15 protein-coding genes are annotated in these 26,093 nt (G+C 72.3%); 6 read left to right on the forward strand and 9 right to left on the reverse strand.

The features are described 5' to 3' along the window. Positions 1 to 17: 17 nt before the first annotated feature. The 4 genes from Pla163_RS12685 to Pla163_RS12700 all read right to left on the reverse strand — a co-directional run bounded on the left by Pla163_RS12685 (position 18) and on the right by Pla163_RS12700 (position 8,325). Positions 18 to 2,051, reverse strand: a complete 2,034-nt coding sequence (locus Pla163_RS12685) for a hypothetical protein (protein ID WP_145188881.1) — start codon at positions 2,049 to 2,051, stop codon at positions 18 to 20. Between the two features lie 232 nt (positions 2,052 to 2,283). After that, positions 2,284 to 4,350 carry a thioesterase domain-containing protein gene (locus Pla163_RS12690; protein WP_145188884.1) on the reverse strand — a complete coding sequence of 689 codons (2,067 nt, stop codon included), beginning with the start codon at positions 4,348 to 4,350 and terminating at the stop codon, positions 2,284 to 2,286. A gap of 109 nt (positions 4,351 to 4,459) precedes the next feature. After that, a complete protein-coding gene (locus Pla163_RS12695; RefSeq protein WP_419185890.1) occupies positions 4,460 to 5,032 on the reverse strand; it encodes a lytic transglycosylase domain-containing protein in 573 nt (190 codons plus the stop codon). A gap of 104 nt (positions 5,033 to 5,136) precedes the next feature. Next, entirely contained in the window at positions 5,137 to 8,325 is a 3,189-nt protein-coding gene (locus Pla163_RS12700; RefSeq protein ID WP_145188890.1) for a HEAT repeat domain-containing protein, read from the reverse strand. 228 nt (positions 8,326 to 8,553) lie between these two features. Here Pla163_RS12700 and Pla163_RS12705 point away from each other — a divergent pair, with 228 nt between their 5' ends. Continuing rightward, positions 8,554 to 10,062, forward strand: a complete 1,509-nt coding sequence (locus Pla163_RS12705; RefSeq protein WP_419185891.1) for an HDOD domain-containing protein — start codon at positions 8,554 to 8,556, stop codon at positions 10,060 to 10,062. Here the strand turns inward: Pla163_RS12705 and Pla163_RS12710 are convergent. The 4 genes from Pla163_RS12710 to Pla163_RS12725 are packed head-to-tail and all read right to left on the reverse strand — an operon-like array spanning position 10,035 to position 16,091. Beyond that, positions 10,035 to 12,065, reverse strand: coding sequence for an ATP-dependent DNA helicase RecG (locus Pla163_RS12710; RefSeq protein ID WP_145188896.1), 2,031 nt, complete (start codon positions 12,063 to 12,065; stop codon positions 10,035 to 10,037). The genes Pla163_RS12705 and Pla163_RS12710 overlap by 28 nt on opposite strands. Next, positions 12,058 to 14,070, reverse strand: a complete 2,013-nt coding sequence (locus tag Pla163_RS12715; RefSeq protein ID WP_145188899.1) for a hypothetical protein — start codon at positions 14,068 to 14,070, stop codon at positions 12,058 to 12,060. The genes Pla163_RS12710 and Pla163_RS12715 overlap by 8 nt, the downstream gene beginning before the upstream one ends. Continuing rightward, on the reverse strand, positions 14,067 to 14,945 hold the full coding sequence (locus tag Pla163_RS12720) for a glycosyltransferase family 2 protein (RefSeq protein ID WP_419185892.1): 879 nt from the start codon (positions 14,943 to 14,945) through the stop codon (positions 14,067 to 14,069). The genes Pla163_RS12715 and Pla163_RS12720 overlap by 4 nt, the downstream gene beginning before the upstream one ends. Before the next feature lie 42 nt (positions 14,946 to 14,987). Continuing rightward, positions 14,988 to 16,091 (reverse strand): glycosyltransferase family 4 protein, encoded by a 1,104-nt coding sequence (locus Pla163_RS12725; RefSeq protein ID WP_419185893.1) that lies wholly within the window; start codon positions 16,089 to 16,091, stop codon positions 14,988 to 14,990. A 137-nt stretch (positions 16,092 to 16,228) separates the two neighbouring features. On the opposite strand from Pla163_RS12725, the gene Pla163_RS12730 reads away from it, so the two are divergent. Further along, on the forward strand, positions 16,229 to 17,737 hold the full coding sequence (locus Pla163_RS12730) for a hypothetical protein (RefSeq protein WP_145188907.1): 1,509 nt from the start codon (positions 16,229 to 16,231) through the stop codon (positions 17,735 to 17,737). Positions 17,738 to 17,755: 18 nt separating this feature from the next. On the opposite strand, the gene Pla163_RS12735 is transcribed toward Pla163_RS12730, so the two are convergent. Further along, positions 17,756 to 19,756: a hypothetical protein gene (locus tag Pla163_RS12735; RefSeq protein ID WP_145188910.1), complete on the reverse strand. Its 2,001-nt coding sequence runs from the start codon at positions 19,754 to 19,756 to the stop codon at positions 17,756 to 17,758. Positions 19,757 to 19,964: 208 nt separating this feature from the next. Between Pla163_RS12735 and Pla163_RS12740 the strand changes: the two genes are divergently transcribed. From Pla163_RS12740 to Pla163_RS12750, 4 genes are all read left to right on the forward strand, one after another. Beyond that, on the forward strand, positions 19,965 to 21,884 hold the full coding sequence (locus Pla163_RS12740; RefSeq protein ID WP_419185894.1) for a B12-binding domain-containing radical SAM protein: 1,920 nt from the start codon (positions 19,965 to 19,967) through the stop codon (positions 21,882 to 21,884). After that, on the forward strand, positions 21,881 to 24,157 hold the full coding sequence (locus Pla163_RS12745; protein ID WP_145188915.1) for a B12-binding domain-containing radical SAM protein: 2,277 nt from the start codon (positions 21,881 to 21,883) through the stop codon (positions 24,155 to 24,157). Before Pla163_RS12740 ends, Pla163_RS12745 begins: the two co-directional genes overlap by 4 nt. Positions 24,158 to 24,209: 52 nt before the next feature. Further along, the gene (locus tag Pla163_RS19050; RefSeq protein ID WP_419185895.1) at positions 24,210 to 24,386 is read left to right on the forward strand and encodes a hypothetical protein; all 177 of its coding nucleotides are present in this window, start codon (positions 24,210 to 24,212) and stop codon (positions 24,384 to 24,386) included. Positions 24,387 to 24,447: 61 nt separating this feature from the next. Continuing rightward, the gene (locus Pla163_RS12750) at positions 24,448 to 26,067 is read left to right on the forward strand and encodes a VWA domain-containing protein (protein WP_145188918.1); all 1,620 of its coding nucleotides are present in this window, start codon (positions 24,448 to 24,450) and stop codon (positions 26,065 to 26,067) included. Positions 26,068 to 26,093: the final 26 nt, after the last annotated feature.

The following is a 26,093-nucleotide window of genomic DNA, read 5'->3' on the forward strand; positions in this document are numbered from 1 at the left end:
GCGCAGCGCGGACGCGATCAGAAGATCCAGGCCGGGTCGGAACGGCGGCAGCTGAAGCTCACCGTGAACGTTCCCGGATCGATGGTCAGCGCCTGGAACCAGGGCTGGATGCAGGGCAGGAGCGGCGCGGCGAGCGGGATCTTCTGATCGATCATGCAGTCCGCGTCGTGCACACCGACGAAGCCGTACACCGAGGTTCCGACCAGGGGCAGCCACAGTTCACCGAGGTAGCCAGGCAGAGTGATCGGCGGGCACTGGATCGTGCTGCCGAGCAGGAGGTAGGACAGGTGTCCGGGCGTGGCGCGAATGCTGTAGTCGAACAGCACCGGCTTGCAGAAGGCCGTCGTCGTCGGACCGGACACGTGGTACTCGGTGCCGTTCGGCCACTGGAAGTAGGTGTGTCCGTCGTTCGGCGAACCGTAGGCCCACAGGAGACCGCCGGCGTCCACGAGCGCGGCCACGTTCTCGTCGGCGATCGGTCCGACGTTCAGGGGCAGCGGGATGGGGCCGGGCGAGGTCCAGTCCTTGCGCTGCACCGAGTAGGCGTAGACGCCGGGGCCAGCGCTGCCGGCGGGCGGCGAGAAGACGCACAGGTTGCGACCGGGGGTCATCAGGGTCGGACCACCGAGGCCGGTGGGAGCGTTCCACATGTCGCAGCGTTCGTCGAACAGGTCGATGACGCCGCCGGGTCCTTGGTGCGCGATGACCGAGCCGGTGCCAGCGGTGGCGAGCGAAACGGGCGGGTTGCCGATCCAGTTGCCCCAACGCGTCGAGATGGCGCGGCTCCCGCCGGGCGTGACGAGTTCGATCACGGCGTCGGCGGCGAGCACGACGTCGTTGAACGTCTTGGCGAGCGGCGGCGCCCACGAGTTGTAGGCGGGCAGGAAGACGTGCAGCGAAGTGCCGGTGTCCACACCACCGATGTGGTCCGGGGGCACGATCGGGATCGGGCCGATCGAGGTCAGCGGGATCGGCTCGGGGACCCAGGGACCGGTGCAGACGCCGCTGAAGCCGAGCACGCTGCCCGACGGATCGATCGCGATCGCGTAGTCCTCGTCGACGACGAGCGGGCGGAACGGGCCGGGCAGCGCCGACCAGGTGCCTCCACCTGCGCCGAACGCGTCGAGCCCGACACCGAAGGCCGAGTTGTCGACCAGGACCACGTTGTCCGAGATCGTCTCGGCGACGCCGAACTGGGGCTGGACGAAGGGCGACGTGTTCCAGGTGCCGCGGTACGCGCTGTAGGCGCAGGGCGCGAAGGACAGCGGGGGCGTCAGGACGTTCGCGCGGATGTAGCAGGTGTTGTGGTCGAGCAAGAGCGGCGACGGGTTCGCCATCTGCGGCGACAGCGCCCAGCAACCGCGCACACCGCTGAAGGCCGCGACGTTGCCACCACCGGCGGGCACGAAGTCGGCGATGAGCGTGTTGCCGTCGGCCTTGAGCTGGGCACCCGTCGGACCGGCGAAGGTCGACCAGGTACCGGTGCGTGCCGAGAAGCCGTGGTAGTTGTTGCCGTCGCGGATGCCGATGACGAAGCGCGAGATCGCGTAGTCGCCCGGGCCGATCTGGGCGCCGAGGGGCTGCGGGATCCACAGGCCGCGCACGGCGCTGTAACCCCAGGCCGTGAAGACGCCGCTGGTGTCGATGCCGACCACCATGGCCACGTCGTCGCTGCTGTCGAAGAAGATGGGCGCGACGCCGGGCGGAAGAGGCGCGCTGTTGTTCAGACGCGAGCTGTACGCACGCATCGTCGTGGGCTCGCGGATCAACAGGCACCAGTCGCCGCTGCCCTGCACGGACGAGCCGGGGGGCGAGACGGTGGTGAACTTGCGGGCCGCGGCGGAGAAGACCTCGACGCCGGCGGCGCCTTCCTGCGCGACGAGGAAGCCCTCGACGTGGAGCGTACCGGCGGTGTCGTACGGGATGCGGTCCCAGGAGACGCAGTTGGAGGGGCTGAGCTGCGCCGCGGCCGTGGCCGGGAGCAGTGCGGTGGAGAGCAGCGCGCCGGCGGCCCAGGTGGCCAGGGTGCGTGCGGTGGATCGGGTGGACATGGGATGGGTCTTGGCTGAGGGGTCACGTCCACGGGCGTCTGCCCGCGGTCATGCGTTGCAGTGCCGCCCCGCACCCGATCGCACGCCGAAAATCCCTGCGACTTCGCGGCCCGAGCACGACCCTCTCGTCCCCCACCACCCGCTCCCGCGGTCCCCGCTCCCCCCTTCGTGCTCCGGACCCCAGCGCGCTCGAGCCGCGACCCCCTGCGCGCCCGCTCCGTCCGGCTCGCTCTCAGAAGAGCGTGACCGACTCCGCGCGGCGGCCCATGAAGCGCGACTCGAACGTGACGAGATCGATCGCCAGACCTTGGATCCAGGCCTCGAACGCGACGCCGACGGGCAGGGTCCCGAGCGCGAAGGACTGGGCGAGCACGCTGTCCACCGGGTGCACACAGACCACCGTCAGCACTTGCGTGGTGGCGAGCGGGAGCCACAGCTCGCCCGCGATCGGCGCCACCGTCACGGGCGGGCAGGAGAGATGGGGCGCCACCAACAACAGCGTCGCTTCGCTCGCCCGACCGCGCACGAGGACGCGCAGCACGTCGTCCACGCAGCCGCCGCTCGCCGGTGCGCCGAAGGGATGGGGTCCGGTGACCGGCGCGCCGTCCGCGGTCGGCCACGCCCGGCGCACGTGCACGTCGTTCGCCGCGCCGAAGGCCCACAGCGTCCCGGCCGCGTCGACGGCGCAGGCGACGTTCGCACCGACCTGACCGAGTTCCGCGGGCGCGCTGGCCGCCAGCTCGGTGATCCACTCGCCGCGCAGAGCCGAGTAGGCGCGCAGGGCGCCGGCGGTGGAGTTGGGCGTCGCCAACGCCGTGTTGCCCGCGGCGAGCTGGGTGTGGACCACGCCCTGCGCGAAGGTCGGGTTCCACGCGTCGCAGCGCTCGTCGAACAGCTCGACCGCGCCCGCGCTGTTCTGGTGCGCGATCAACGCTCCACCGACCGCCACGGTCGAACCGACGGTCCCGTTGGGCAGCGTCGTCCCGAGTGCGCGCCAAGCTCCGCCGCGCGTGCCGAGGGCCAGACCGAGCGCGTCCCCGTCGACCACGTGCACGACGCTGTCACCGACGAACAGGGTTGCGCCGAACGAGAGCGAGCGCGCCGGGGCGAAGGCGCGCGCGCCGGGCAGGAACGCGTGCAGCGTGCGGCCGAACCCGGGGAACGGACCGGTCTCGATCTCGACCGTCGCGAGGTGCGCGCCGACGTGGAAGGTGCCCGCGACACCGACGGGCTTCGAGCGCGACACGAATCCGCCGGCGCGCAATGCGCTGAACCCGACGCAGCGGTCGGTCGCGGGATCGCAACCCACCAGCATGTCGTCGCCCACGGCGAACGTTCCCGCTGGCAGCGGTGACGGCGGCGAGGACCAGGCCGAGTTCTCGGCGCCGAAGGCCTCGACCAGCGCGCCGCCCCCGTCCAGCACCACGTCCAGCACGCCGAGCACACCGCGCGTCGCGACGACGGTGGGCGCGACCGCGTACGACTTCGCCGACGCCATCCACTGCGCGCGCGGAGCGGAGTAGGCCACGGTGCGCAGCACGCCGCCGGCTTCGGTGACGAGACACGCCACGTCGTCGTGGAGAACCAGCTGCGTCCCCGGAACGGCCGGCGGCGACTGGTGCCAACACGCGCGCACGCCGCTGAACGACAGGACGTGCGTCAGCGGTCCGCCCGTCGCGCGCAGGTCGGCGACCAGGACGTTGCCACGCGCGCGCAGGTCCGCTCCGCCGAACGTGCCCGCGATCGTCGACCAGGTGCCGGAGTTCGACGAGAAGCCGTGGTAGCTGGTGCCCGCGCCCACGCCCGCGACCGTCGCACCGACCGCTCGATCTCCGACGATCCCTGCGAGCACCTGCGGGACCCAGGTCCCCGTGCGCGCGCCGAACGCCCAGGCCGTCGTCGCGCCGGCGTCCTGGACCAGGACCAGCGCCACTTCGTCCCCCACCGCCTGGTACGCCACCACGGCACCCGCGGGCAGCGACAGCGTCGCCGTCGCGTCGCGCACCGCCGAGTGCGCCACGAGGTCGCTGCCGTCGCGCACGACGACGAGACTCGCCGCTTGGCCGACGACCGAGGAGCCCGGGCCGCCGAGTGCCGTCCAGCGCTTGCGGTAGGCGCCGAACGCGACGACCGTTCCGTCCTCGCGCTGCTGGACCACGAGGTCGTCCGTGACGGTCACGGTGCCGAGCGGATCGTGCGCGGTCCCGTCCCAGGCGTCGCTCTGGAACGCGAAGAGGGTCCCGGGCGCGAGCAGGAACAGGGCGAGGGCGTGGAGCGAGCGGACGAGACGCGGAAACATGGTTCGAGATCGATGGTTCGGGGACGCTCCATCCCACCACGGCCCGTCGAGCGCGGGTGGCGCGGAGCGTCGAATCCAGGTCGCGCGGCGCTCGAGCGCCCGGTCGCCGTCAGGGCTCCAGGAGGCCGCGCTCGCGGTAGCGCTGCGCCGACGCGAGCACCTTCGCGAAGTAGTGGCGCACGGACCCCGGTCGCGCCGGCGCCAGCGCGTTCTGCTCGGCCAACCACGGTTCGAACCCACCGGCTTCGGTGAACCAGCGCGCAGCCTTGTTCGGACCGGCGTTGTAGGCGACGAGCACCGGCCGCGGATCGTCCTCGCCGAAGCGGTCGAACAGGTAGCGCAGGTAGGCGCACCCGAGCCGCAGGTTGAGCCCGGGGTCCTCGATCAGGTCGGAGTCCTCGAAGCGTTCGATCCCGAGACGTCGCGCGCGTTCGGCGGCGGTGTCGGGGCGCAGCTGCATGAGTCCCATGGCTCCGACGCTGGAGATCACGTCGACCCGTCCCGACGACTCGGCGTCGACGATGCCCGCGACCAGGTACGGATCGATGTGGAACTCGGCCGCCGCCGCGCGCAGGTCCTCGGCGAGGGCGTGGATGCGCACCGAGGCCAGCACGTCGCGCGGCGATTCGAACACGCCCGCGGCGACCAACAGGCCGACCGCGCTCGAGACGAGCACAGCCACCAGGGCCCACGATCGCGCGCGGCGCGGCTCTGCTTCGGTACGACCCACGTTCGAAACGCTGGTGGCGGGCGCGGACGGCTGTGGACCGCTCCGCGCGCGCCGACTCAGCCGTCGTAGCGCTGATCGATGGAAGCGACGATGTCGGCGCGCCAGGCAGCGGTGTCACCGCCCGCCGGGTGCGGCGCGACCTCGCGCCCGAGGATGCGCTCGAGCTCGCGGCGCGCCCGCTCGGACACGACGCCGGCCGGTGCTTCGACGGTCGCCACGAGAGCGAGAGCACCGTCGCGCGTTCCGCCTGCCTCGAGACTGCCGGGAGGCGCGACGGGCAGTCCGTTGCGCAACTGAGCCTGACGCAACCAGGCCAAGGCGTCGCGGTCGCTGGCGCCGTCCCACCACGCGGTCCAGGCCAGGTCCCGGTCCTCGCGCGCGCGCAGGTCCATGCAGGACAGGACGGCGAGTTCCTCCGCCGCGCGGTCGGCGTTCGGCCCCGGTTTCTGCAGCAGACTCAGGAGCGCGGGCACCGCCTCCGCCGCGCCCAACTCGGACAGCACGAAGGCCGCTTCCGCGCGTCCGGCCGAGCGCTCGTTGAGCGCCAGCTCGACCAGCGGCAGGCGCACGATCGGGCCCATCCTGGTCGCGGTCTCGCGCGCCGTCTCGAACAGCGGCGATCCGGGCCCGCGGCCGATCATGCTCACGATCAGATCGGCGGCCTGCGGCGCGCGCAGTTCGCCCATGGCGCGCAACGCGGTGCGCTGCAGTTCGATGTCGCCGTCGGCGAAGCACACGACCATCGCCTCGAGGGCGCCGGGGCCCTGCAGCGAACCGAGCGCTTCGATCGCGGCCTGGCGCACGCGCTGCGGGGCGCGTTCCGCACGCTCCAACACCTGCTCGCGCAGGTCCTGGCGATCGTTCTTGCCGACGGCGATCAGTGCGGCCTCCTGGACGAGGTCGACCTCGCCCACGGACAAGAGCTGGGTCAGACTCGCGACGTCCTCGGGAGCCGACGAGCGCGCCAGGACTCCGGCGGCGAGCGCCCGCGCGAGCGCGCGACCGTCGACGGCGAGTTCGCGCGCGAACTCGAGACCGACGGCCTCGACGATGCGCGCCAGACTGTCGAGCGCGCCGCCGCGGAAGCGCGCGTAGACGCGGTCGAACACGTCGCGCCCGAAGTCGGGATCGACCGCTCCGCCGCGCCCCGAACGTCCGGCGTCGAGCAGGAGCTGGACGAGCTGCTCGGTGCGCGGCGAGTGGTACTGCTCCGTCTCGACGATGCCGAGCAGGGCGCCGACGTCACTGGCTTCGAGCACGCCACCGTGCGCCGCCTCGATCAGTCGTTCGAGCACCGGCCCGCGAGCCGACGCATCCATCGTGACCAACGCCTCGAGCGCCAGTTCCACCGCGCGTCGGTCGCGACGGCGTTCACCCAGCTCGCCTTCGGCCTCGCGCGCCTGACGCCACCACAAGGCCTCGTTCGCGAACAGGCCGCGACGCGCTCCGGGAACGCTCGGATCGACGAGTAGCTGCCACGAGTTCGCCTGGGCGATCGAACGCACCTGACCCAGCACGTCCTGCAACCACTGCGGACGGACGCCAGCTGGGAACGTGAAACTCTTCTCGGCCTTGCCGACCGCCACGGTCAGACGCTCGCTGGCGTCCGGGCGCGGCGCAGCGGGAACACGTTCGGCCGACAACACGCCCGAGCCCTCGAGCGTGGCGACCAGCTCGATCGCGTCGAGATCGTCGAGCCACAACACGTCGGAACCGACGGGGATGTCCGCGCGCGACGCCGCGAGCGCGACGCGCTGACCCTGGGGGTCGATCCAGGTCAGGCGCAGACTCTCGACGGCCGCCGCCCCGCCGGGAAGCACGGCGCGCCGGGGCGAGAACGTCGACGAGGCGTTGATCCACCACGACTGCCAGGCCGGCCCGTCGTTGCCGAGGGTGCGACCGGTGATGCGCTCGAGGCGGTGGAGCGCCGGCTGCTGCAGCGCCGCGAAGTCCTTGTGGTACTCCGCACCCGCGACGATCGACACCAGCTCGTGCGGCACCTGCAGGCGGTACCACTCGTCCTGGGCACTGGTCGTGTCGCGGTAGCCGATGCCCGCGAGGGCGACGGCGGCGGCGCCCCGCGCGAGGGGCGAGACCGACGCCAGGTTCTGGACCAGGACGTCGACGCGGTCGGGCGTGATGATCGTCTCGCCGCGCAGGTCCTCGCGCTCGACGATCGCGAGCAGGGCGTAGGACTGCTGACGGAAGAGCGCCGGCGTCTCGAAGGCGAGGGCGAGCAGTCGCCCACCGAGGTCGGGCTCCGGGCGCGCGGCGAGCAACTGGGCCGCGCGCTGCGCCACCTGCGGGCGGGAGTCGTCGAGGCGTGCGAACAACAGTTCGAGCACGCGGTCGCCGGAGAGCTGGGTCACGAGCTCGAGCGCGCGCAGGCGCGTGTCGGTGCGCTCGGCGGACAGTGCGCGAACGAGCAGCGGCACGTCGTCGGCCGTGATCCGCTCGGCGAGCAGGCGCTCGACCGCGCTGCGCATCGCGTTCTGCGGGTGGTCGAGGAGTGCGACCATCTCGTTCGACGTCATCGACTCGGGGGCGAGTTCGTCCACGGCGCGCAACAGCGGCGCGATCGCGTCGGCCGGGAGTTCGCGCCCCAGGCGCCCGCGCAGGATGCCCATGCCCGCGGTGTCCTGGGTCAGGAGGACGGCGCGCGCGCAGGAGAGCAGGACCGGTTGGCTGTCCGACGAGAGTCCGCGTCGCGCGGCGGACAGACCCGTGTCGCCGAACGCGAGCAGTTCTTCCGCGTAGCCGCGCGCCTCGGAGGCGGCGAAGTGTTCGCGTGCGGCGAGTTCGGCCAGCACCACCTCGGGCGTGCGCTGGGAGCCGATCTGTGTCCCGTCCGCCTTCGGTGCACCGTCCTGCGCTCCCGACGACTTGCCCGTCACCGGCCCCTGCGCCGCGGGCGCCGCACCGTCCGCGCGCTTGGAGCGCGGCAGGATCAAGCCGCCCTTGCCCGTCTTGCGCTTGCCGGAGTCCTTGTCGTCCTTCTCGACGTCCTGCCGCGCCTGTTCGAGGCGACTGAGCTCGCTCGTGCCGAGCGCCTCGTTCTTCGGCTTCAAGAGCCACTCGCGGGCGGCTTCCAGACGCGCCTTCTCCTGCCCGTCGGCCTGGCTCGCACCCGTCGCTCCGTCCTGGGCCTGGGCCACGGGAACGAGGGACCACAGGAACGCAGCGGTGGCGAGGGACGCGAGGCCCGTGGTGGTGGGACGCGTCGAGGGTGTTCGGGAGGGGCTCATGGTGACCTGGTCGGGGACTGGACGACCCAAGAGGATACGCGGTCGGCGCGTCCGGGGAGCCGCCCCGCTCGGGGGACTCGAGGGCGCGCTATCCATCGGATGCCGCGCTGTTTCGGGAAATCGGCGCTCAGGCCTCTCCGGTTCCTGTCGAAACCTCCGATTGCGCCGCGTCCCAGGTCCGTCCGGACCCCACCCGATCGCGGCCGCACCGCTCCCCCACGCCCCGCCATGTCCCTCGACCCGACTCTGAGCCGCGCCGTCGCGCGCGCCTTGAGACGCGCGAAGAACCTCCCGAGCCCTCCGGCCGTGGTGGTGCGCGTGCTCGAGCTGACGTCGGACGAGAACAGTCGGATCGAGGATCTGGCCCAGGCGATCGGCCAGGATCCGACGCTCGCGTCGCGTCTCATGCGCCTGGCGAACTCGGCCCTCTACGGCGTGCAGTTCAAGATCACCGAGATCGAGCAGGCCGCGATGCTGATGGGGATGCGCAACCTCAAGCAGCTGTGCATCGGCCTGTCGCTGACGGGTGGCATGTCCGATCCCGACGAGCCCGTCGAGGGCTACGCGATGTCGGTCTACTGGCAGCACTGCCTGGTGTCGTCGGTCGCGGCCCGCGAGATCGCGCGGCGGGTCGGGTCGGGACTCACCAGCGAGGCGTTCCTGTGCGGACTGCTGGCGCGCATCGGCCAACTGCTCATGGCGCGCTGCCTGAAGGACGCGTACCTGCCCGTCCTCGACCAGGCGAAGGTCCGGCGCAGCGAGTCCGAGCTGCCGTCGGCCGAGATCGAGAACGCTCTGCTCGGCTTCCACTACGGTCGCTTCGGCGCCGCCGTCCTGCGCAGCTGGGGCCTCCCGGATCCGATCCCACACGTGATCGAGCTGGCGCCCGACCTGCGCAACTCGGAGGACATCGAGAACGCCGACGTCCGCGACCTCGTGCTGTTCACCCACATCGGCGAGTCCGCGGCCGGCGTCCTGGTCGAGTCGAACAAGGGGACCGCGCTGTCGCACCTGCGCGCGGTGTGCAGCGATCGACTGGGGCTCGGCCCGGCGGAGGTCGACGCGTTCCTGCTCGATCTCGAGGGCCACGTGGAGGAGGCTGCGCGAACGCTCGGCCAGCGCTCGCCCGACGGACCGTCGTTCGCCGTGCGTCTCGAGCAGGCGCGCGACCAGCTGCTGGCGTCGCGCGGGATCGCACCGAACCATCCGCCGCGGCCTCACCGCCCGGGAGCCGCCGGCCCCGACGCCGGTCCGGCCGTGCGTGCGAGTGCCGAGAGTTCGAACGAACTGGCGACTCGCGAGCAGTTCGCCGAACGCCTCGCCGTCCTCGTGCGTCTGCGACTCGAAGGTTTCGACCACATGTGCCTGGGCGTGCTCCTCGTCGACGTCGGCCAGCTGGTGGACATGGACGTGGAGCAAGCGGCACAGCTGCTGCGCCGCAACGTGCGCAACTCCGACATGTGCGCTCGGATCGACGACACGGTCCTCGCCATCGTCGCACCCAGCACGACGCCGCAGGCCCTGCGTCTGCTCGGGATGCGTCTTGGGAACGTGCTCACCAAGGACGGCGGAACGGCCGACCAACTGCTGGTCGGTGGCGTGTGCGTGCGCCACTTCGGCGACCCGACCGACCACGAGCTGCTCTTCCGTGAAGCGGTCGCTGCCCTCGATGCCGTCCGCGCCGACGGTCGCGGCGTCGAGATCCGCTATCACCGCGAAGTGACGCGCGCGGCGTAGCGCCGAGCCAGTTCGGGACGCGTCGCCACCAGATCGCGCGCCGCGAGCCACAGCTCCAGGTCGGGCTCGCCGTCGCCGAGTCCCTCGCTGTTGCTCCCCGCCTGCCGTTCGCCCAAGAGGTCCCCCATGCCGCGCCGCGCGAGGTCGCGCTCCGCCACCTCGAACCCGTCGTGCACGCGATCGAGCCAACCGATGCGTTCGCGCGCCGCGTCGCTGCCGGCCAAGAGGAAGCACCAGGCCTCGCCCCCACCGCGACCGACGCGACCGCGCAATTGGTGCAGCTGCGCGGTGCCGAGTCGATCGGCGCCCTCGACGACGATCGCGGTCGCCTCCGGCACGTCGATGCCGACCTCCAGCACCGTGGTGCCGACCACGAGCGACGACTCACCGCGCCGGAAGCGATCCAGTCGCTGCGCTCGTTCGCGGGGCGCGATCCGGCCGTGGACGAGCTCGATGCCGTGGCGACCGAGCGGCGTGCGACCCAACTCCTCGGCGATCTCCTCGGCGCCGCGACCGACTGCCGAACTCTCGATGCGCGGCGCGATCCAGAAGGCGCGCTCACCCAGCGCGAGGCGCGCGTCCACGTGCTTGGCCACGCGCTCGAACTGATCGAGACCGAGGACGTGGGTCCGAGCCGGCGCGCGGCCGGGCGGCAGTTCGTCGACGACGCTCACGTCGAGGTCGGCCCACAGCGTGCGGGCCAGCGTGCGCGGGATCGGCGTGGCGGTCACGAGCAGTTGGTGCACGTCGCGCCCCTTGGCGAAGAGACGCTCGCGTTGCAGGACTCCGAAACGGTGCTGCTCGTCGACGATCGCCACGCCCAGCCGAGCGAAGCGAACGTCGTCCGACAAGAGCGTGTGCGTGCCGAAGACGCAGGCCAACTGGCCCGACGCGAGGTGCTCGAGGACCTTGCGGCGCGTCGCGGCGCGCATCGAACCGGTCAGGAGTGCGCACTTGATCCCCAGCCCGGCGAGTCGTCCGCGTTCGGTGGCGTAGTGCTGTTCGGCGAGCACCTCGGTCGGCGCCAGCAGTGCGCACTGGGCCCCGCCGTTCGCGGCCAGGGCAGCGGCGAACAGGGCACAGACCGTCTTCCCCGATCCGACGTCGCCCTGCAACAGCCGGCGCATCGGAGCGGACCGCGCGAGGTCGTGCTCGAGTTCTGCGAACACGCGGCGCTGCGCGGCCGTCGGCTCGAACGGAAGCTGCGCGAGGATCCGCTCGCGCAGGCCGTCGTCGCATCCGAGACGCGGCGCGTCGCCGTCCGCTCGCGCGCGCCTCTGTCCGGCCAGGCGCGCCTGGACCTCGAGCGCCGACTCGAGTCGCAGCCGGCGCAGACCGTTCTTCAGGAGCTCGACGGACGACGGGCGGTGCGTCTCGAGGTACGCGGTCGGCAGGTCGGGCAGTTCCAGGCGCTCGAGAGTCTCGGCCTCCAGGTGCTCGACCAGTTCGGGCCGCGCGAGCTCGAGTGCCGCGTCGACGAAGCCGCGCAGCTGCGTGCGCCCGAGCCCCTCGGTCAGGGGATAGATCAGCTCGAGCGCTCCCGGCGGCGGATCGTCGTCGCGCACGACGCGCGGAGCGACGAGCCCGAGCTGCGGCGTCTTCACCACCCGTCCGTACAGGTGCAGTTCGCGTCCGTCCTCGAAGCGATCGCGCAGGTAGGCCTGGTTGAAGTAGACCGCCTCGGTGCGCCCCGGACCGTCGAGCGCGACGAGCGAGACGCGCAGGATCGAGCGTCCGCCGCGCCGCACCAGGCGCGTGCCTGCGACCCGCGTGCGCACGTGGACGAAGCCGCCCAGGTGCGCGGGGAGCTCGGGCAGGGCCACTTCGGGTCCGCGGCGCTCGACGCGTCGCGGCTGCAGCGCGATCAGCTCGCCGATCGTCGTCACGCCCAACCGCGCGAGCAGTCGCGCGCGCACCGAGCCGATGCCCTTCACGGCCGTGACCGGTCGCTCGAGGATCGACACGGGTATCACCGCCGCCTGCGAACCGTTGGCGTCAGCCATCCGACCGAGCGTCGTCCAGCGCCTGGAACAGCTCGTCGAGTCGCGACCCGAGCGCGGCGCGCGACAGGTCGTACCCGCGTCCCCCGCGCCGCGCCGGTTCGATCGCCCACTCGTCGAGGATCAGCCCGTCGAGCGGCGGATCGAGCTCTTCGACCGTGCGGATCAGCGCATCGAGGAAGCCGGCCTGCACGCTCTCGTCGACGGGGCCGCGCGGCAGACGCGGGTCGGTCGTGGAGTCGGCTGCGGCGGGCATGCCGGTGAAGATCACGAGCGGTGCGTCACCGATCTCGGCGCGGACCTGCTCGAGCAACCAGACGAGGCCGCTGGCGAAGCCCGCGTCGCGCTGCTGACCGCCGCGATCCAGGAGCGACGGATGGAGCTCGAAGGCCGCCGCGTCGAGTCGATCGAGGAAGTCGATGCGGTCGAGTTCGCCGCGGTCGCCGGCCGCGTACCACAGCTCGCCGTCGAACTCGGCGCGCGCACGCGCGATGCCGTCGCTCCAGGCCGCCGCCAGCACGCCACGGATCGCCGCTTCGGTCGGATCGAGCGCTCCACCGACGGCGCGTTCGTGCTCGCCCAGCTGCGTGCGCGTGATGGTCGGCAGGCTCGAGCCCAACAGCAGTGCACGCGCACCGACCTCGCGCGCGAGCCGCGCCTGACTCTCGAGGTGCGCGGCCCAGTCCGCCGCGAACCGGGAGCGATCGGCTTCGGAGCCGCGCTTCGCACGCGCGAGCAGTCCGGTGCTGGGCGTCGCGAGCAGCCGCGGAGCCAGGACGAGGTCGACGTCCGCGTACCAACTGGCCACGTGACGCACCGCGTCCTGGACCTGCGCCCGATCGCGAGCGACGTGCGCCGCGCGCCAGGTCCGCGCCGTTCCTGCGTGCGGCGCGACGTCCTGTGCCAGGTCGTAGCGCAACACGATCGTGCCGTAGCGCTCGGCCGCCGCTCGGAACGCGTCCGCGACGGCGCCCGAACGCGCGGCGGGTTCGCTCGGCAACTCGATCGACACGCCGGCGGGCACCGCACGCGCCGCGCCGGCGCTCGCAGCAGCGCTCGCGTTGTGTGCGCGACCGACAAGCGCCGGCGGATCGACGCCGCCGCGCGCCACGAGGTCGAGCCAGTCGAACGTCGGGCCGAGCGCCGGCTGCAGCGCACCGCCCAGAAGGTGCACGCGCCGCGCGATGGGCTCCAACCAGATCGAGCGCACCGCGCCCAGCGCTTCGACGGGCGCGTCGCCGCCGTGGTCGAAGAAGACCCAGCCGTCGTCCGCGAGCAACTCCGCGCCGACGCCACCCACAGTGCCCGCTCCGACCACGACGGGATCGCTCGCCAGGGGACCGTCGACGCCGTCCGACCGTCCGAGCGCGATGCGTCGCCAGCGGTCCTGCAGGGCGTCCACGTCGCCCTCGACGCGCGGCCCGTCCGCGGTCACGCGCCCCCACAGTGCCAGGCCGCCGGAGCGGTAGCACTCGAAGCGTGCGTGGGCGTTCAACTCGCACAGCGCGGCGGCGCGCGCCAGTGCGGCGGGCCGATTCGCGATCCACGCGCCGAGCGGGAGGCCGGGCCGTTCCGGATCGGGCAGGGCGATGCGCAGGAGGTCCAGTTCGCCGCGGAACCAGCGCCCCGCGTACTCGAACCCTCCGTCCTCGAGTGGCGCTCCACCGGCCGCGCGCAAGAGCTGTTCGCCCAGTTCGCTGTCCACCGTCGCGAGCACCTGGCGCGGCGCACCGACGTCGCCGCGGTCGGCCCGTTCGAGGATCAGCCCGCGGCGACCGTGCTCGCGCGCGAGTGACTCCCAGGCCGCGTCGAGCACGCGTGCGTCGGGTTCGAAGCCCGCGGTGACGACGCGCACGCGACCTTCCTGGACGAGCGCGAAGGCCCGGCCCACAGGGTCGGTCGGGCGTTCGGGCGCGCGGCCTCCGCAGGCCGCCGACAACAGCGCGGCGCACAGGACGAGACCGCGCCCGACGGTGCTGGAGAGCCGAGAGACGTGGACGCGCGTCATCGCGTGCGCTCCGCCGCTCGGGACCGCGGCGCGCTCTCGTCCGCGCCGACTGCGGTGCGATCGTCGATCCCCTCGAACGTCCCGGTCTGGGCGTCCTGCGGTCGTTGGGTGGCGCGGCCCTCCTGCAGCACCATGAGCTTCGCGTACTTGAGGAAGGCGTAGTAGGCCGCGGTGATCGCGATCACCGCGCCGCGCCAGCCGTCGAGGAAACCGCGCTTCAGGACGTAGAAGCGCACGAAACGCGCCAGCGGATGGGTGAACAGGTCGAGCGTTCGGGCACGCTTGCCGCGCTCGGCCATGTCCTGCGCCATGATCGTCGTGTACGAGTCGATCGTCGCCAGGTGGTGACCGAAGCTGCGGTACGTATCGTGGAACAAGTCGCCGGACAACCGACCGACCGTGCCCTCCACTCCGACGCGCGGGTGCGGTTCACGGCCCACGCTCCAACTCCCCCGCCGCCGGTCGTAGAGCCGCAGCTGACGATCGGGGTACCAGCCGCCGCGCACGATCCACGCGCCCAGGTAGTTCGTGCAGCGCGGCATGTCCCACCCGGCGTGCTCGGCGAATCCACCCTCGCGCAAGGTTTCGATCTCGTGGCGCAGGGTGCGCGAGACGCGCTCGTCGGCGTCGAGCTGCAGGATCCAGTCGTGCGACGCGTGCTGGGCGGCGAGGTCCTTCTGAGGACCGAAACCCGGCCACGCGTGGTCGACGACGACCGCGCCGAGCCCGCGCGCGATGTCCTGGGTGCCGTCGGTCGAACCCGAGTCGACGACGACGATCTCGTCGCAGAACGCGAGACTGCGCAGGCAGTCGCCGATGCGATCCGCCTCCTGGAAGGCGATGACGCAGGCCGAGATCCGGGCGGAGGAGGACACGAGGGGATCCAGCCTAGCGGGCGAGTCCGTCCGGCCGCGCGCTCAGGCCGGTCCGAGCGCCGCGCCCGGCTCAGGATCGCCCGCGACGATCCGCCGGTAGAGGGCGATGTAGCGTTCGACCTGGACGTCGAAGCCGAACACGCGAGACGCCCTGAGCGCGGCCCGTTCGCCGAGGAGCGCCGCCTCGCGCGGATCGTCGGCCAGTCGATCGATGGCTGCGGCGAGCGCCGCGGGGTCGTCGGGCGGCACCAGCCGACCCGCGTCGTGGACGGCCTGCCCGAGCCCCCCCACGTCGGTGGCGACGACCGCGCGCCCGAGCGCCATCGCCTCGAGTGCGGCGACGCCGAGACCCTCGGCGCGCGACGGCAGGACGAACAGGTCGGCCGCTGCGAGCAGGCTGCCCACGTCCGCGACCGATCCGAGCACGAGGGCCCGTCGCGCGGGCGGGCTCGAAGCCGCCCGGGCCCGCTCCTCGAGCGCCGCCCGTTCGGGTCCGTCGCCCGCGAGCGCGACCGTCACCGAACGCGACGTGCGCAGACGGGTCAGCGCTTCGAGCAGGACGTCGAGGCCCTTGCGCCGCACGAGTCGCGCGGTGCTGACCACGAGCAGATCACCGGCTCCGACCCCCAGGCGCTCGCGCACGGCACCCGCGGCCTCCCGGGGCTGCAAGCGAGCTGGATCGACGGCCGACCAGATCGTCGCCACGCGTCCGGCCGGAGCGCCCGCCGCGAGCAGCTGCTCGGTCACGCCGGGCGAGATGCCGACGCTGGCGGTGGCGAGGTGCCGATAGAGCAGGCGGCGTTTGGGCGAGCCCGCGAGCCGCTTGTCCTGACGGCGCGTCACCACGCACGGCACCTTGGCGAGGCGCGCGGCCAGGCCACCGATCCAGGCGCCGCGACCGGTGTGCAGGTGGGCGAGATCACAGCCCACCGAGCGCAGGAGTCGGACCAGGCGCAGCACGGCCAGCACGTCCATGTCGCTCGCCGCTCGGAAGTCACGCCAGTCCCAGCCCAGTTCGCGCCCGCGGGCCGCCAGGGCGCCGTCCGCCGGTCCGGCCACGACGCACGCGTGGCCGCGGGCGCGCAGCCCCTCGACCAGGCCGACCACCTGGGCCTCGCCGCCCGAGAAGCCGGTCTCGGTGTCCACGTGGACCAGTCGCAGGGGGCGCGGGGGCCCGGCGGAGCTCGGGGCGGGCGGACGGGACGGCATGGCGAGCGAGCCTAGCGACCAGGAACCGCTTCGCGCGGACCGGGCTTGAGACGCAGGGGCGCGGCGACCGATCCATGGGTCGACCCACCATGCCCGCGCTCCCCCTTCGCCCCGTCGGATCCGGCTTCGTACGCCGCGACCCGCTCGCCCTCGCTCGCCGCCTCGCGCTCGCCGCCCTGGCCGCCGTGCTGGTCGCGACGCCCTCGCCCGCAGGGCCGAGCGAAGCCTCCGCGAGAACCGCCGCGACCACCGTCGACGACGCCGCTTTTGCCGCGCACCTGCCGGTGCTCCAGCGGCGCGCGGCGCTGCAGTGGCTCGAGCGCCTCGAGAGTCACCTGGGCGTGCTGCGCGAGGACGCGCGCCGCGCCCACTGGCGCGCGATCGCGGACGCGTTGCTGCTCGCGGGCGACGCACGTGGAGCGCTCCTGGTCTCGCGCACCGCGGAGCCCGCGCAGTGGTCCGCGTGGATCCGCGCGCGTATCGACGGCCGCCTCGACCTGGGCGACGGTGCGACGGTCGTGGCGCTGGCACACCTGCTTGAGCGCTTCGACGCGCCCGACCCGGATGCCGCGCGTCTCGAGATGGTGCGCGCCTGTGCACTGATGGGCCGTCGGACCTGGGCCGAGAAGGCGGCCGCCGGCGACGCGCGTTCGAGCGCGCAGCTGGAGCACTGGATCCTCGAGGGACGCGTGCGCCGCGAACTCGATCTGGATCAGGCGCTCGCAGCCCTCGCCGAACTGGTCGCACTCGAAGGATCGGCTCCGGACGACGCGCGTCGGATCGCTCTGCGACGCGCCCTCGACGCGGGAGCGTTCGAAGTGGCCGTCGGCCTGCTCGACGAGCTCGGGACGGACACGGACGGCGCGCGCGCCCGGACCGCACTCGCGCTGTGGCGCTTCGGTCGTCGCGCGGACGCTCTCGACGTGGTCGATCCTGCTCAGTACGGCGCCGACGCCGCCGTGCATCTGGCCGCCGGAGCGGACCTGCCGTCGCGCGTGCTCGAACAGCTCCACTCGGCGGTGCCCGCGGCGGATCTGGCCGGACGTTCGCGACTCGCGCTCGCCCTGGCGCACGCGCTGGCGCTCGAAGGCTCCGGCACCGAGGCCTGGGAACGGGCCGGCACGTCGACGGTCCTCGACGCCGCTGCGCGCCTGTCGCTCGCGATCGACCTCGAGCGCGGTGGCGACGCGGACCGCGCGACGCGCCTGGCGGCTTCGGATCCTTGGAGTGCGGCGCTGCTCGATCTGTGGCGCGCCGGACGCGCGGGACGCACGCCGGCCTTCGACTCGGTGCTCCTGCGCGCGCGCAACCTGGCCGACGCCGGCGCGGGCGACGCCGCCCGACTCGCGGAACTGTTGGTCGAACTCGGCGCCGGCGAGGAAGCCAGCGACGTCGCGCTGTCGGCGATCGCCGAGGTCCCCGCGAGCATGGACGCGGACCAGCTCGAACGGTTGGTCCGCGCCGACCTGCGACTCGACGGCGGACGCGCGCTCGCCCGCCGCTGCGAGGAGCTCGCGTCCGCCGCCGGACGGACCGTGATCTCGGCCGCCGCGGTGCGCGTTGCGCTGGGCGAACCGTACTAGCGCTCGCGCGCCGCTCGCCTAGAAGCGGAAGTGGCGCACGGCGTATCCGCCGACCGTTCCGTTGTCGTTGATGTCGAGGCCGCTGACGCCGATCGCGTCCTCGTCGACCAGGTAGAACGCGCCCGCGGTCCCGCTGGTCATGGCCGCTTCGGTCCCGGGCAGGTCGTTGAGCGTGCCCATGTTCGTCGGACTGCACGAACCGACGAAGGTGCGGAACAGGACCATGTCGTCGATGCTGCCGTCGGCGTTCCAGTCGAAGCCGTCCTCGGCCTCGCTCACGCGGAACATGGCCTGGTTGCCCGCCACGATCAGTCCCGAGTTGCCGCCCTCGACGGCCCAGCCGACACCGGCCGCGATCATGCGTCCCGACGAGGGGTTGAAGAAGATCCAGCTCGCGACGGCGTCCACGAGGTCGAAGTTGCCGTCGCCGACGACACCGTCCTTGTCCACGTCGAGGCAGCCGCGGTTCAGGTTGATCTGGACCGACTGCTCGAGCAGACCGATGCCCACTCGACTCTGGCGCGCGCGGTCCCCCATCCAGTCGACCGCGGCGCTGATCGGCGCACTGGTGCCACCGGCGTCGGGGTCGTAGAAGTCGTCCGACCACGCCGGCGTTCCGGCGGTCGGGTCGACCCAGAAGAGGAACGGCTCGGTCACCGGGATGGTCGCGACCGTGATCGTCGTCGTCGACGCGACGACGAGGCGTCCGCCGACGAGCACGGCTCCGCGTCCGCCGCCCGGCAAGGAGGTCTCGACCGGCAGCATCTGCGCCGTGGTCAGGCCAGCCGTGTTGAGGTCGGTCACGTCGACCCAGCGCAGCATCGTGTCGGTCGCGCCGCCGACGCCGTCGTAGTCGCAGGCGCCGAAGCCGGCCTCGTCGCTGAGGCAGGCCGCGATGTCGCCGTCGAGGAACACGCGGTTCTCGGCGGGGACCGCCACGCCGGAGATGCCGGTGTTCACGACCGAGCCCATGGTGATCGCGCCGGCCTCGAAGTCGAGGACGTGCAGAACGTCGTCGGTGGCGTCCGTGTCGTCGCCGCCCGTGCACTGCGCGGGATTCCACATCGGCGTCGCGGCGAAGTTCGCGGCCTCGTTGAGGCTGGCTCCGGCCTGGTCGGTCTCGCTCACGAAGAAGGCCACGCGCCAGCCGTCCGTCGCGGTGCGCTCGACGGCGAACGGCACGTCCAGGGACGGCAGCGCGAGCCCGGTCTTCACCAGCACCGGAACGTCGGCGTCCGCGTCCACGAGGCACAGCACGAAGTCGTCGTCCGTGTCCGCGTCACCGTTCTGGTCCGCGTTGTCCGTCTCGTCCAGCGCGCACAGCAAGAGGTCGTCCTGCTGACCGAGCAGCGTGACGACCAGCGGGCCCTCCATCGACTCGGCCATCACGATCGTGGGCGTGTTCGGCGCGCCGTTGTCGACGTAGGCCAGGTTGGTCTCGTCGTTCATCGGCGTCGAGTCCTGGACGAACCAGGTCCGCCCTCCGGCGCGCGCGAGGTCGGGTCCGCCGTGGTCCGAGAGGACGGTGACGAAGTTGGCCGCGGGCTCGCCCGGGTTGAAGCGCACGAGGACGCGCTCGAACGTCATGTCGCCGTTCCAGTCCGCGCCAGCGGCCTCGTCGACCGAGAAGTAGATGTCGTTGCCGATCGCGACGAACTCGCGCGGCGTCACGCCCGTCGCGAACTCCACGCCGTCGTTGAGACGCACGGCGACCGCGATCTCGTCGGCGGTGTCGTTGTCGGCAGCGGTCGGCGGCAGGTCGGGGTCGTCGTTGAGACTCCCGAAGTTCGCGGCCGCCTCGTCGACGGTGAAGACGACCCAATTGCCCTGCTGCCCCATCGGCCCGTTCGGCAGAGCCGTGTAGCGGCTGGTGCGGATCTGGAAGAGCGGCGAGTCGTCGCTGCCACTGCAGCCCACGGAGGCGAGGGCGAGGACCGTCAGGGCGGCGAGCTTCGAACGTCGCGCGAACGGACGCCGAAGGACGGGGACGGAGCGGGGTGCGAGGTCGATGGGCGACATGTGGATCGGGTGCGAGCGGAGAGGAACCGGTCGAGTGCGCGAGGCAGCGCTCGGTCTCACTAGGTGGCCGGCGCGCGCGGGTCGCGGCGAAGAGGGTACGGGCTGCCCCGTGCCGAGCCGCCCTCGCGCGCGCTTTCCTCTCCCGCGCCGGAGAGTCCGCCGGGGAGGACCCGCGCGCCGCGCCGCTCGCGTTTCGCACCATGCGCGGGTGGTTCACGACGCGGTCCTGGCCTCCGCGCCCCACGCGGACACGTTCGGCTACTCGATGCCGCCGCCCGGACTGTTGCGGCTCGGCGGAGCCGTCGAGCGAGCGGGCTTCAGCGTCGCGCTCGAGGACCTGGCGTTCCGCCTCGCGAACGGCGACGTGCCCACGGGCGACGGCCTCGCTCGCGCCTGCGCCGAACGCCTGCTGAACGCGAAGCCGCGACTGGCGCTCGGTCTCTCGTGCATGGGCGCCACGCTGCCCGTGGCGCTCGCCATCGCGCGCATCGTTCGCGAGCGCGCGCCCGACCTGCCGATCCTGTTGGGCGGCCCGGGGACGACCGACGTGGAGGTGCGCGTGCTCGAGCGCTTCGACTGGATCGACGCGATCGCGCGTGGCGAGGGCGAGGTTCTCGTGCCCGCAGTGCTGTCGCGCCTCGCGAGCGGCTCGCGCGACCTGTCCGGCATCGAGGGGCTGTACTGGCGCGCGACCGACGGCGGCGTTCGGATCGAAGCACCGCGCACACCGCTCGCGAGTCTCGACGACCTGCCGGAGCTCGCGTGGCACCTCGTGCCGAGCCTCGATCGCTACAAGGCGATCACCGGCGAGGACGACGGCCTGGTCCCGATCGACTCGGGGCGCGGCTGCGTCTACGACTGCTCGTTCTGCTCGATCGGTCGCACGTGGAACCGCCGCTCGCGAACGGTGCCGGTGGCGCGCCTGGTGCGCGAGATCGACGCGGCCATGGCGCTGCCGAGCGCGAAGCAGGCCTACCTCTGCCACGACATCTTCGGCGCGGATCGTCGCCATGCCCTGGAGCTGTGCGCCGAACTCGAACGCCGCGGCGCAGGCATCCCGTTCGAGATCCGCGCGCGCCTCGACCACCTGGGCGACGAGTTGATCGACGCGCTCGGTCGCGCCGGCTGCTACCGGGTCCTGCTGGGGATCGAGACCGGCGACGCCGCGCTGCGCAACGTGCACGGCAAGCGCATGGACGAGAACCTCGACGTGCTCGACCGGATCGAACGCCTCGACCGCGCCGGCATCTCGTCGATCCTCTCGCTCGTGCTCGCCCTGCCCGGTGAAGGCGACGAACAGCTGCGTGCGACGCTCGACCTGTGTCTCGACGCGGCTCTGCGCGCGCCCGTGCACCTGTCGCTCCACCTCCCGAATCCGCAGCCGGGTTGTGAACTCGGAGCGCGCGACGGCGGCGCGTCGCGACCCGTCGAGGGCGTGGTGCCGGACATGGCGTGGGGCGCGGGGACGACGACGCCCGAGCGCGAACTGATCGACGCGCATCCCGACCTCTTCGGAACGTTCGCCCTGATGACGACGGCGGCCGGTGGACTCGAGCGACTGCTCCGGCTGCGCGCCCTCGCGGACGGACTGCCGTCGGTGCTGATGCGCTACCCGCGCACGTTCGCGCTGGCCGCTCGCCAACGGGGGCTCGACGTGCTCGACACCTGGGACCAGTTCGCCGCGGACGGACGCGCGTTCCAGTCGTGGGCGCTGGCCACCGGCGACGACCGCGTCCGCGCCGCACTCGACTGGGAGCGCGCGATCGTGCGCATCGCCGCGCGCGGGGACGCCCCGCCGCGCCACGGACTGCGCTGTGCCGCGATCGTCCGCGCCACCTTCGATCCGCGCACGGAACCCCTCACCTGGCGCGCGACCGATCGGGCGCCCGACGCGCCACGCGCGTTGGCCGTCGTTCGCACCCCGAGCGGCGCCGTGCGCACGGTCTCGATCGGACTCGACCTCGCGCAGGTGCTCGAGTCGATCGACGGCCACCGCGCCGACGAACTCGATCCGCGACTCGTCCAACTGCTCCCGACCCTGGTCGAGCGCGGACTGGTCGCCGAACCGCCGAGCACCTCGAACGAACACGACCGGACTCAGACCTCCAGCACGGCTCCCGCCCGATGATCCAGCGACACCCCTTCCCCATCGACCTCGTCTTTCCGCCGCAGGGGCACTTCACCCAGCCCTACCTGGCGCTGCCGTGCCTGTCGGCCTACCTGAAGGAGAACGGCTACCAGGACGTCGAACTCGTCGACGCGAGCATCGAGGCGTACGACCGCTTCCTTTCGGCCGAGTACCTCGAACGCTGCGCCGCGAAGGTCGCACAGCGGCTGCCACTCGACGCGTTCGACGGTCGGACCGAGCTCGACTTCGACCACATGGAGCGCTTCCGGGTGGCCTCCGAGGCGCACGTCGCGGCCCCCGGACTCGCCGAGCGCGTCGAGGGTGCGAAGCGCGTGGTGCGGGGCGAAGGCTTCTGGGATCGCGATGCGTACCTCGAGGCGATGGGCACGCTGTACGCCGGACTGCGACTCGTCTCGGCGGCGCACTTCCCGACCGTGCTGACGCCCCACAACTTCACGATGGGGTACGCGAACGATCGCTCGGAAGAAGTTCTCTCCGCGACGCTCGACGAGGACCAGAACCCGTTCGTCGAACACTTCCGCACCACGCTGCTGCCGCGCCTGCTCGAACGGCGCCCGCGGCTCGTGGGACTGTCGGTGATCTACGGCAGCCAGCTGATCCCGGCGCTCACGCTCGGGCGCCTGATCAAGGAGCACCTGCCGGAGTGCCACGTCACGGCCGGCGGCGGGTTCCTGGCGTACATCGGCGAGAAGCTCATGAACGCGCCGGGCATGGACGCGTGCCTGGACTCGATCATCTTCCACGAGGGCGAGCGGCCGCTGCTCGAACTCGCACGCACGCTCGAACAGCGCGGTTCGCTCGAACTGATCGGATCGCTGACGTGGTTCGATCGCGAGGAGGACGGTCACGTGCGCACGGTCGTCAACGCCCCGCAACATCCGCTCAAGCTGGAGGACGCACCGGTCCCGGACTTCAGCGGCCTGCCGCTCGACCGCTACTTCAGTCCCGAAGTGGTCCTGCCCTACGACGTGAATCGCGGCTGCTACTACGGCGCCTGCACGTTCTGCACGCTGCCGACCGTGATCGGTCCCGGCTATCGCACCCGTTCTGCGAGTCGCATCGTGGACCACGTGCTCGAGTTGAAGGAACGCCACGGCACGCGGAACTTCAACTTCATCACCGACTGCATGCCGCCGGGCATGATCAGCGACCTGCCGCAGGAGCTCATCGCGCGCGAGGCCGACATCCGCTACTGGTGCGACGCGCGCGTGGAACCGAAGGCCTACGACCCGGAAGGCGCGCGCCGCCTGTTCGAGTCCGGCTGTCGCAAGCTGCTCTTCGGCTTCGAGACGGCCACGCCGCGGCTCTTGAAGCTGATGAAGAAGGGCCAGAGCCCGCGCGCGACGCTCGAAGTGGCGCGCAACTGCACCGAGGCCGGCATCAGCGTGACGTTCTACGCCATGGTCGGCTTTCCGACCGAGACGCGCGAAGAGGCGCGGCACACGGCGCGCTTCCTGGTCGACAACGCCGACGTGGTGCGCGAAGTTTCGCTGCAGACGTTCCACATCGACGAGGTCGCGCGGACCTACCACCACCCCGACGAGTTCGGGATCACCGTGCTCGACGGCGCGGGGACCGACCTGCAGCTCTACCACGACTACGAGAGCGCTCGAGGCATGTCGCAGTCCGAGGCCGCGGAGATGTTCGACGAGATGATGGGCGAGCTGCGTCAGCACTTCCCGTTGTTCTCCGCGGACAACGTCCTGTTCTTCATGCAGAAGAGCCACTACTTCCTGCACCTCGCGCGCGGCACGACGCCCGACGAGTTCGCAGCGGCCTGTCGCGAGCGAGCGCAGGCCCTGACCGACCCCGAAGACGACGCCGACTTCGCGGTCGCCGAAGGGCTCAGCCGGGTCGAGATCCCCTACAGCTACGCGCGCTGCGTCGAGAAGCTCGCGCATCCGCTGGCCCGGGCGATCCGCCCCGATTTCATGACCGGTCGCTACGTGCACGGCGCGGCCGAACGAGCGCGTGCGGCACTCGGAACGCTGGAGCCGACGACGCGCGTCCTCGTGCACGCGCCGCGTGCGGCGGCGCCGTTCACCGAGTTGCGCCCCGACGGACTGGCTCTGCTCGACGCTCTCGACGCGGCCGGCAGCCTCTCGGAACTGCTCGCCGCCTGGGACCCCTCGCCGGCCGGACGCGAGCGGCTGATCGAGTTCGTACACCGCCTGCACCGCTGCGGGCTGGTTCGACGCCTCGCCGGGCGCACGCTGCCCTCTGGCGACACCCGCGTCGGCGCGACACACTGACCCCTTCCCGACGCGACCTCCCCAGCTGGGCCGATCCACCGGACCCGCCATCATGGAACGACGACCCGACCGCGACCGCACCAGCGCCCACAGCGACGCCAGCCCCACGAACGACCCGTCGAAGCCCAAGCCCAAGCCGGTGCGCCTGGACCTCGAACGCCTGGACCTGACGGTCGAGGAGGTCGAGGAACGCATCCGCCCCGGTGAGACCAACGTCTTCGACAAGTAGAGCGTGCGGCGCGCAGGGCCCTTCGAAGGTGACCCGGCGCGCCCCGGGGGCTACGCAGCACGTGCAACCGTCCCCCATCCTTCGCGTCCTGCTCGTCGCTCTGTTCGCGGCGACGGCGGCATCGGCTCCGCACGCGCTGGCCGCCCCCGGAGTGGATCCGCGCATGGCGGCGGTCGAGGCGTTCGGCGACCGCTACTCGGGCACGTTCGAGAAGTGGGCGCGCCGCGACGCCGATGCCTTGGCACGTGTCGACCCCGGCGAGCTGGAGAGCCTGCTCGACAAGAGCTTCACCGTCACGCGCTCGCGTCGCGCGGACGTGGATCTAGCTCTGCTCGAATTGCTCGGCTCGTGCCGCGCGGGTCGTACCGAGCCGCGGATCGAAGTCCTGCACCGAGCGGTACTCGGCGCGCTGACGCAACGCTTGACTGGGCGCGGCGGCACGGGGTTCGAGGACTGGCTGCGACTGTCGGTCCTCGCTCCCGAAGCCGTGGAGGACGTCTCCGCCGTCCAGCGCGCCTCGGCCTGCCACGCACTCGCGGCGCTGATGCGGCCACCCCTGGTCACGCTGTTGGCGGCGACGGCGAGCGGCGACCCCGATCCCACGGTTCGCGGCGCCGCGCTCGATGCGCTCACCGGACAGCCGAGTCGTCTCGCCAGTGAAGCCCTGCTCGCCGCCGCGATCGAGCGCGATGCGAAGGAGCGTTCTCTCGCGCGCCTGCTGCTCGCCGACCACCTGAGCGAGCTCGAGTCCGCGGGTTCGCTCGCGAGCGCGTGGGACGACACGCTGGGAGCGCGACTCGTCGAGGCGGCGCTGCCCATGCTCGTCGACGAGGACTGGCGCGTCGCGTCGCGCGGAGTCCGACTGGCGCGGCACTGCGAGTTCGAGGCGGCCGCACCGCGCTGCATCGAAGCGCTCTTCGCCTGGGAACGGCGCGAGACGGTTCAAGAAGAAGCGACGGGACTCATCGGAATGCGCCGCGTCCGACACGAACTCGCCGATCTCTTGCGCGCGGGCTCCGGCCTGAAGCTGGGGATCGAGCCGCGGCGCTGGACGCAATGGTGGCGCGGGCACCTGGCCGGCGACGAGCGCCCCAGGGTCTCGTCGCGAACCGTCGTGCCGGACTTCTACGGCCTCGAGCTGCGTTCGGGCGCGGTCGCGTTCGTGATCGACGCCTCCGGCTCGATGGACCACCCCATTCCCGGTCGCTACGCCGACAACGACGGCCCGACGCGCTTCGAGGAAGCCTGCGACCAACTCGAACTCGCGCTCCAGCGACTGCCGACGCCCGGCGCCTTCCAGGTGGTGCTGTTCAGCGACACGGGCGAGCGCTGGTCGGACGAACCGCGCCTCGTGAGCGACACGAGTCGCTCGTCGATCCGCAAGTGGCTGCGGCGCAACCCGCCCGGCGGCGGCACGAATCTCTCGGCGGGGCTCGACGCCTTGCTGCCCCGCGACGCGGACGGGCGTCGACGCGCGGATCTTCTGGCCGTCGACACGGTCGTCGTCCTGTGCGACGGACAGACGGCGGAGGACGCGCGCTGGGCACGTGCCTGGCTCGCCGCCTACAACGAGAGCGCGGGCCTCGTCTTCCACTGCGTCCAGATCGGCGGCGGCGACGCGTTCGCGCTGGAGGAGCTGGCGAAGCGCACCGGCGGCACCTTCGTGCGCGTCGGCCGCTGAGACCTGCGCCGTCCGCGTTCGGGCGC

The sequence above is a fragment of the Rohdeia mirabilis genome (assembly GCA_007750655.1).
Lineage (GTDB): Bacteria > Planctomycetota > UBA1135 > UBA1135.

Coding starts and splice junctions, on each gene's coding strand:
- Pla163_RS12685 (WP_145188881.1), bottom strand. CDS start 2,051: ATGTCCACCCGATCCACCGCACGCACCCTGGCCACCTGGGCCGCCGGC.
- Pla163_RS12690 (WP_145188884.1), bottom strand. CDS start 4,350: ATGTTTCCGCGTCTCGTCCGCTCGCTCCACGCCCTCGCCCTGTTCCTG.
- Pla163_RS12700 (WP_145188890.1), bottom strand. CDS start 8,325: ATGAGCCCCTCCCGAACACCCTCGACGCGTCCCACCACCACGGGCCTC.
- Pla163_RS12705 (WP_419185891.1), top strand. CDS start 8,554: ATGTCCCTCGACCCGACTCTGAGCCGCGCCGTCGCGCGCGCCTTGAGA.
- Pla163_RS12710 (WP_145188896.1), bottom strand. CDS start 12,065: ATGGCTGACGCCAACGGTTCGCAGGCGGCGGTGATACCCGTGTCGATC.
- Pla163_RS12715 (WP_145188899.1), bottom strand. CDS start 14,070: ATGACGCGCGTCCACGTCTCTCGGCTCTCCAGCACCGTCGGGCGCGGT.
- Pla163_RS12730 (WP_145188907.1), top strand. CDS start 16,229: ATGGGTCGACCCACCATGCCCGCGCTCCCCCTTCGCCCCGTCGGATCC.
- Pla163_RS12735 (WP_145188910.1), bottom strand. CDS start 19,756: ATGTCGCCCATCGACCTCGCACCCCGCTCCGTCCCCGTCCTTCGGCGT.
- Pla163_RS12745 (WP_145188915.1), top strand. CDS start 21,881: ATGATCCAGCGACACCCCTTCCCCATCGACCTCGTCTTTCCGCCGCAG.
- Pla163_RS19050 (WP_419185895.1), top strand. CDS start 24,210: ATGGAACGACGACCCGACCGCGACCGCACCAGCGCCCACAGCGACGCC.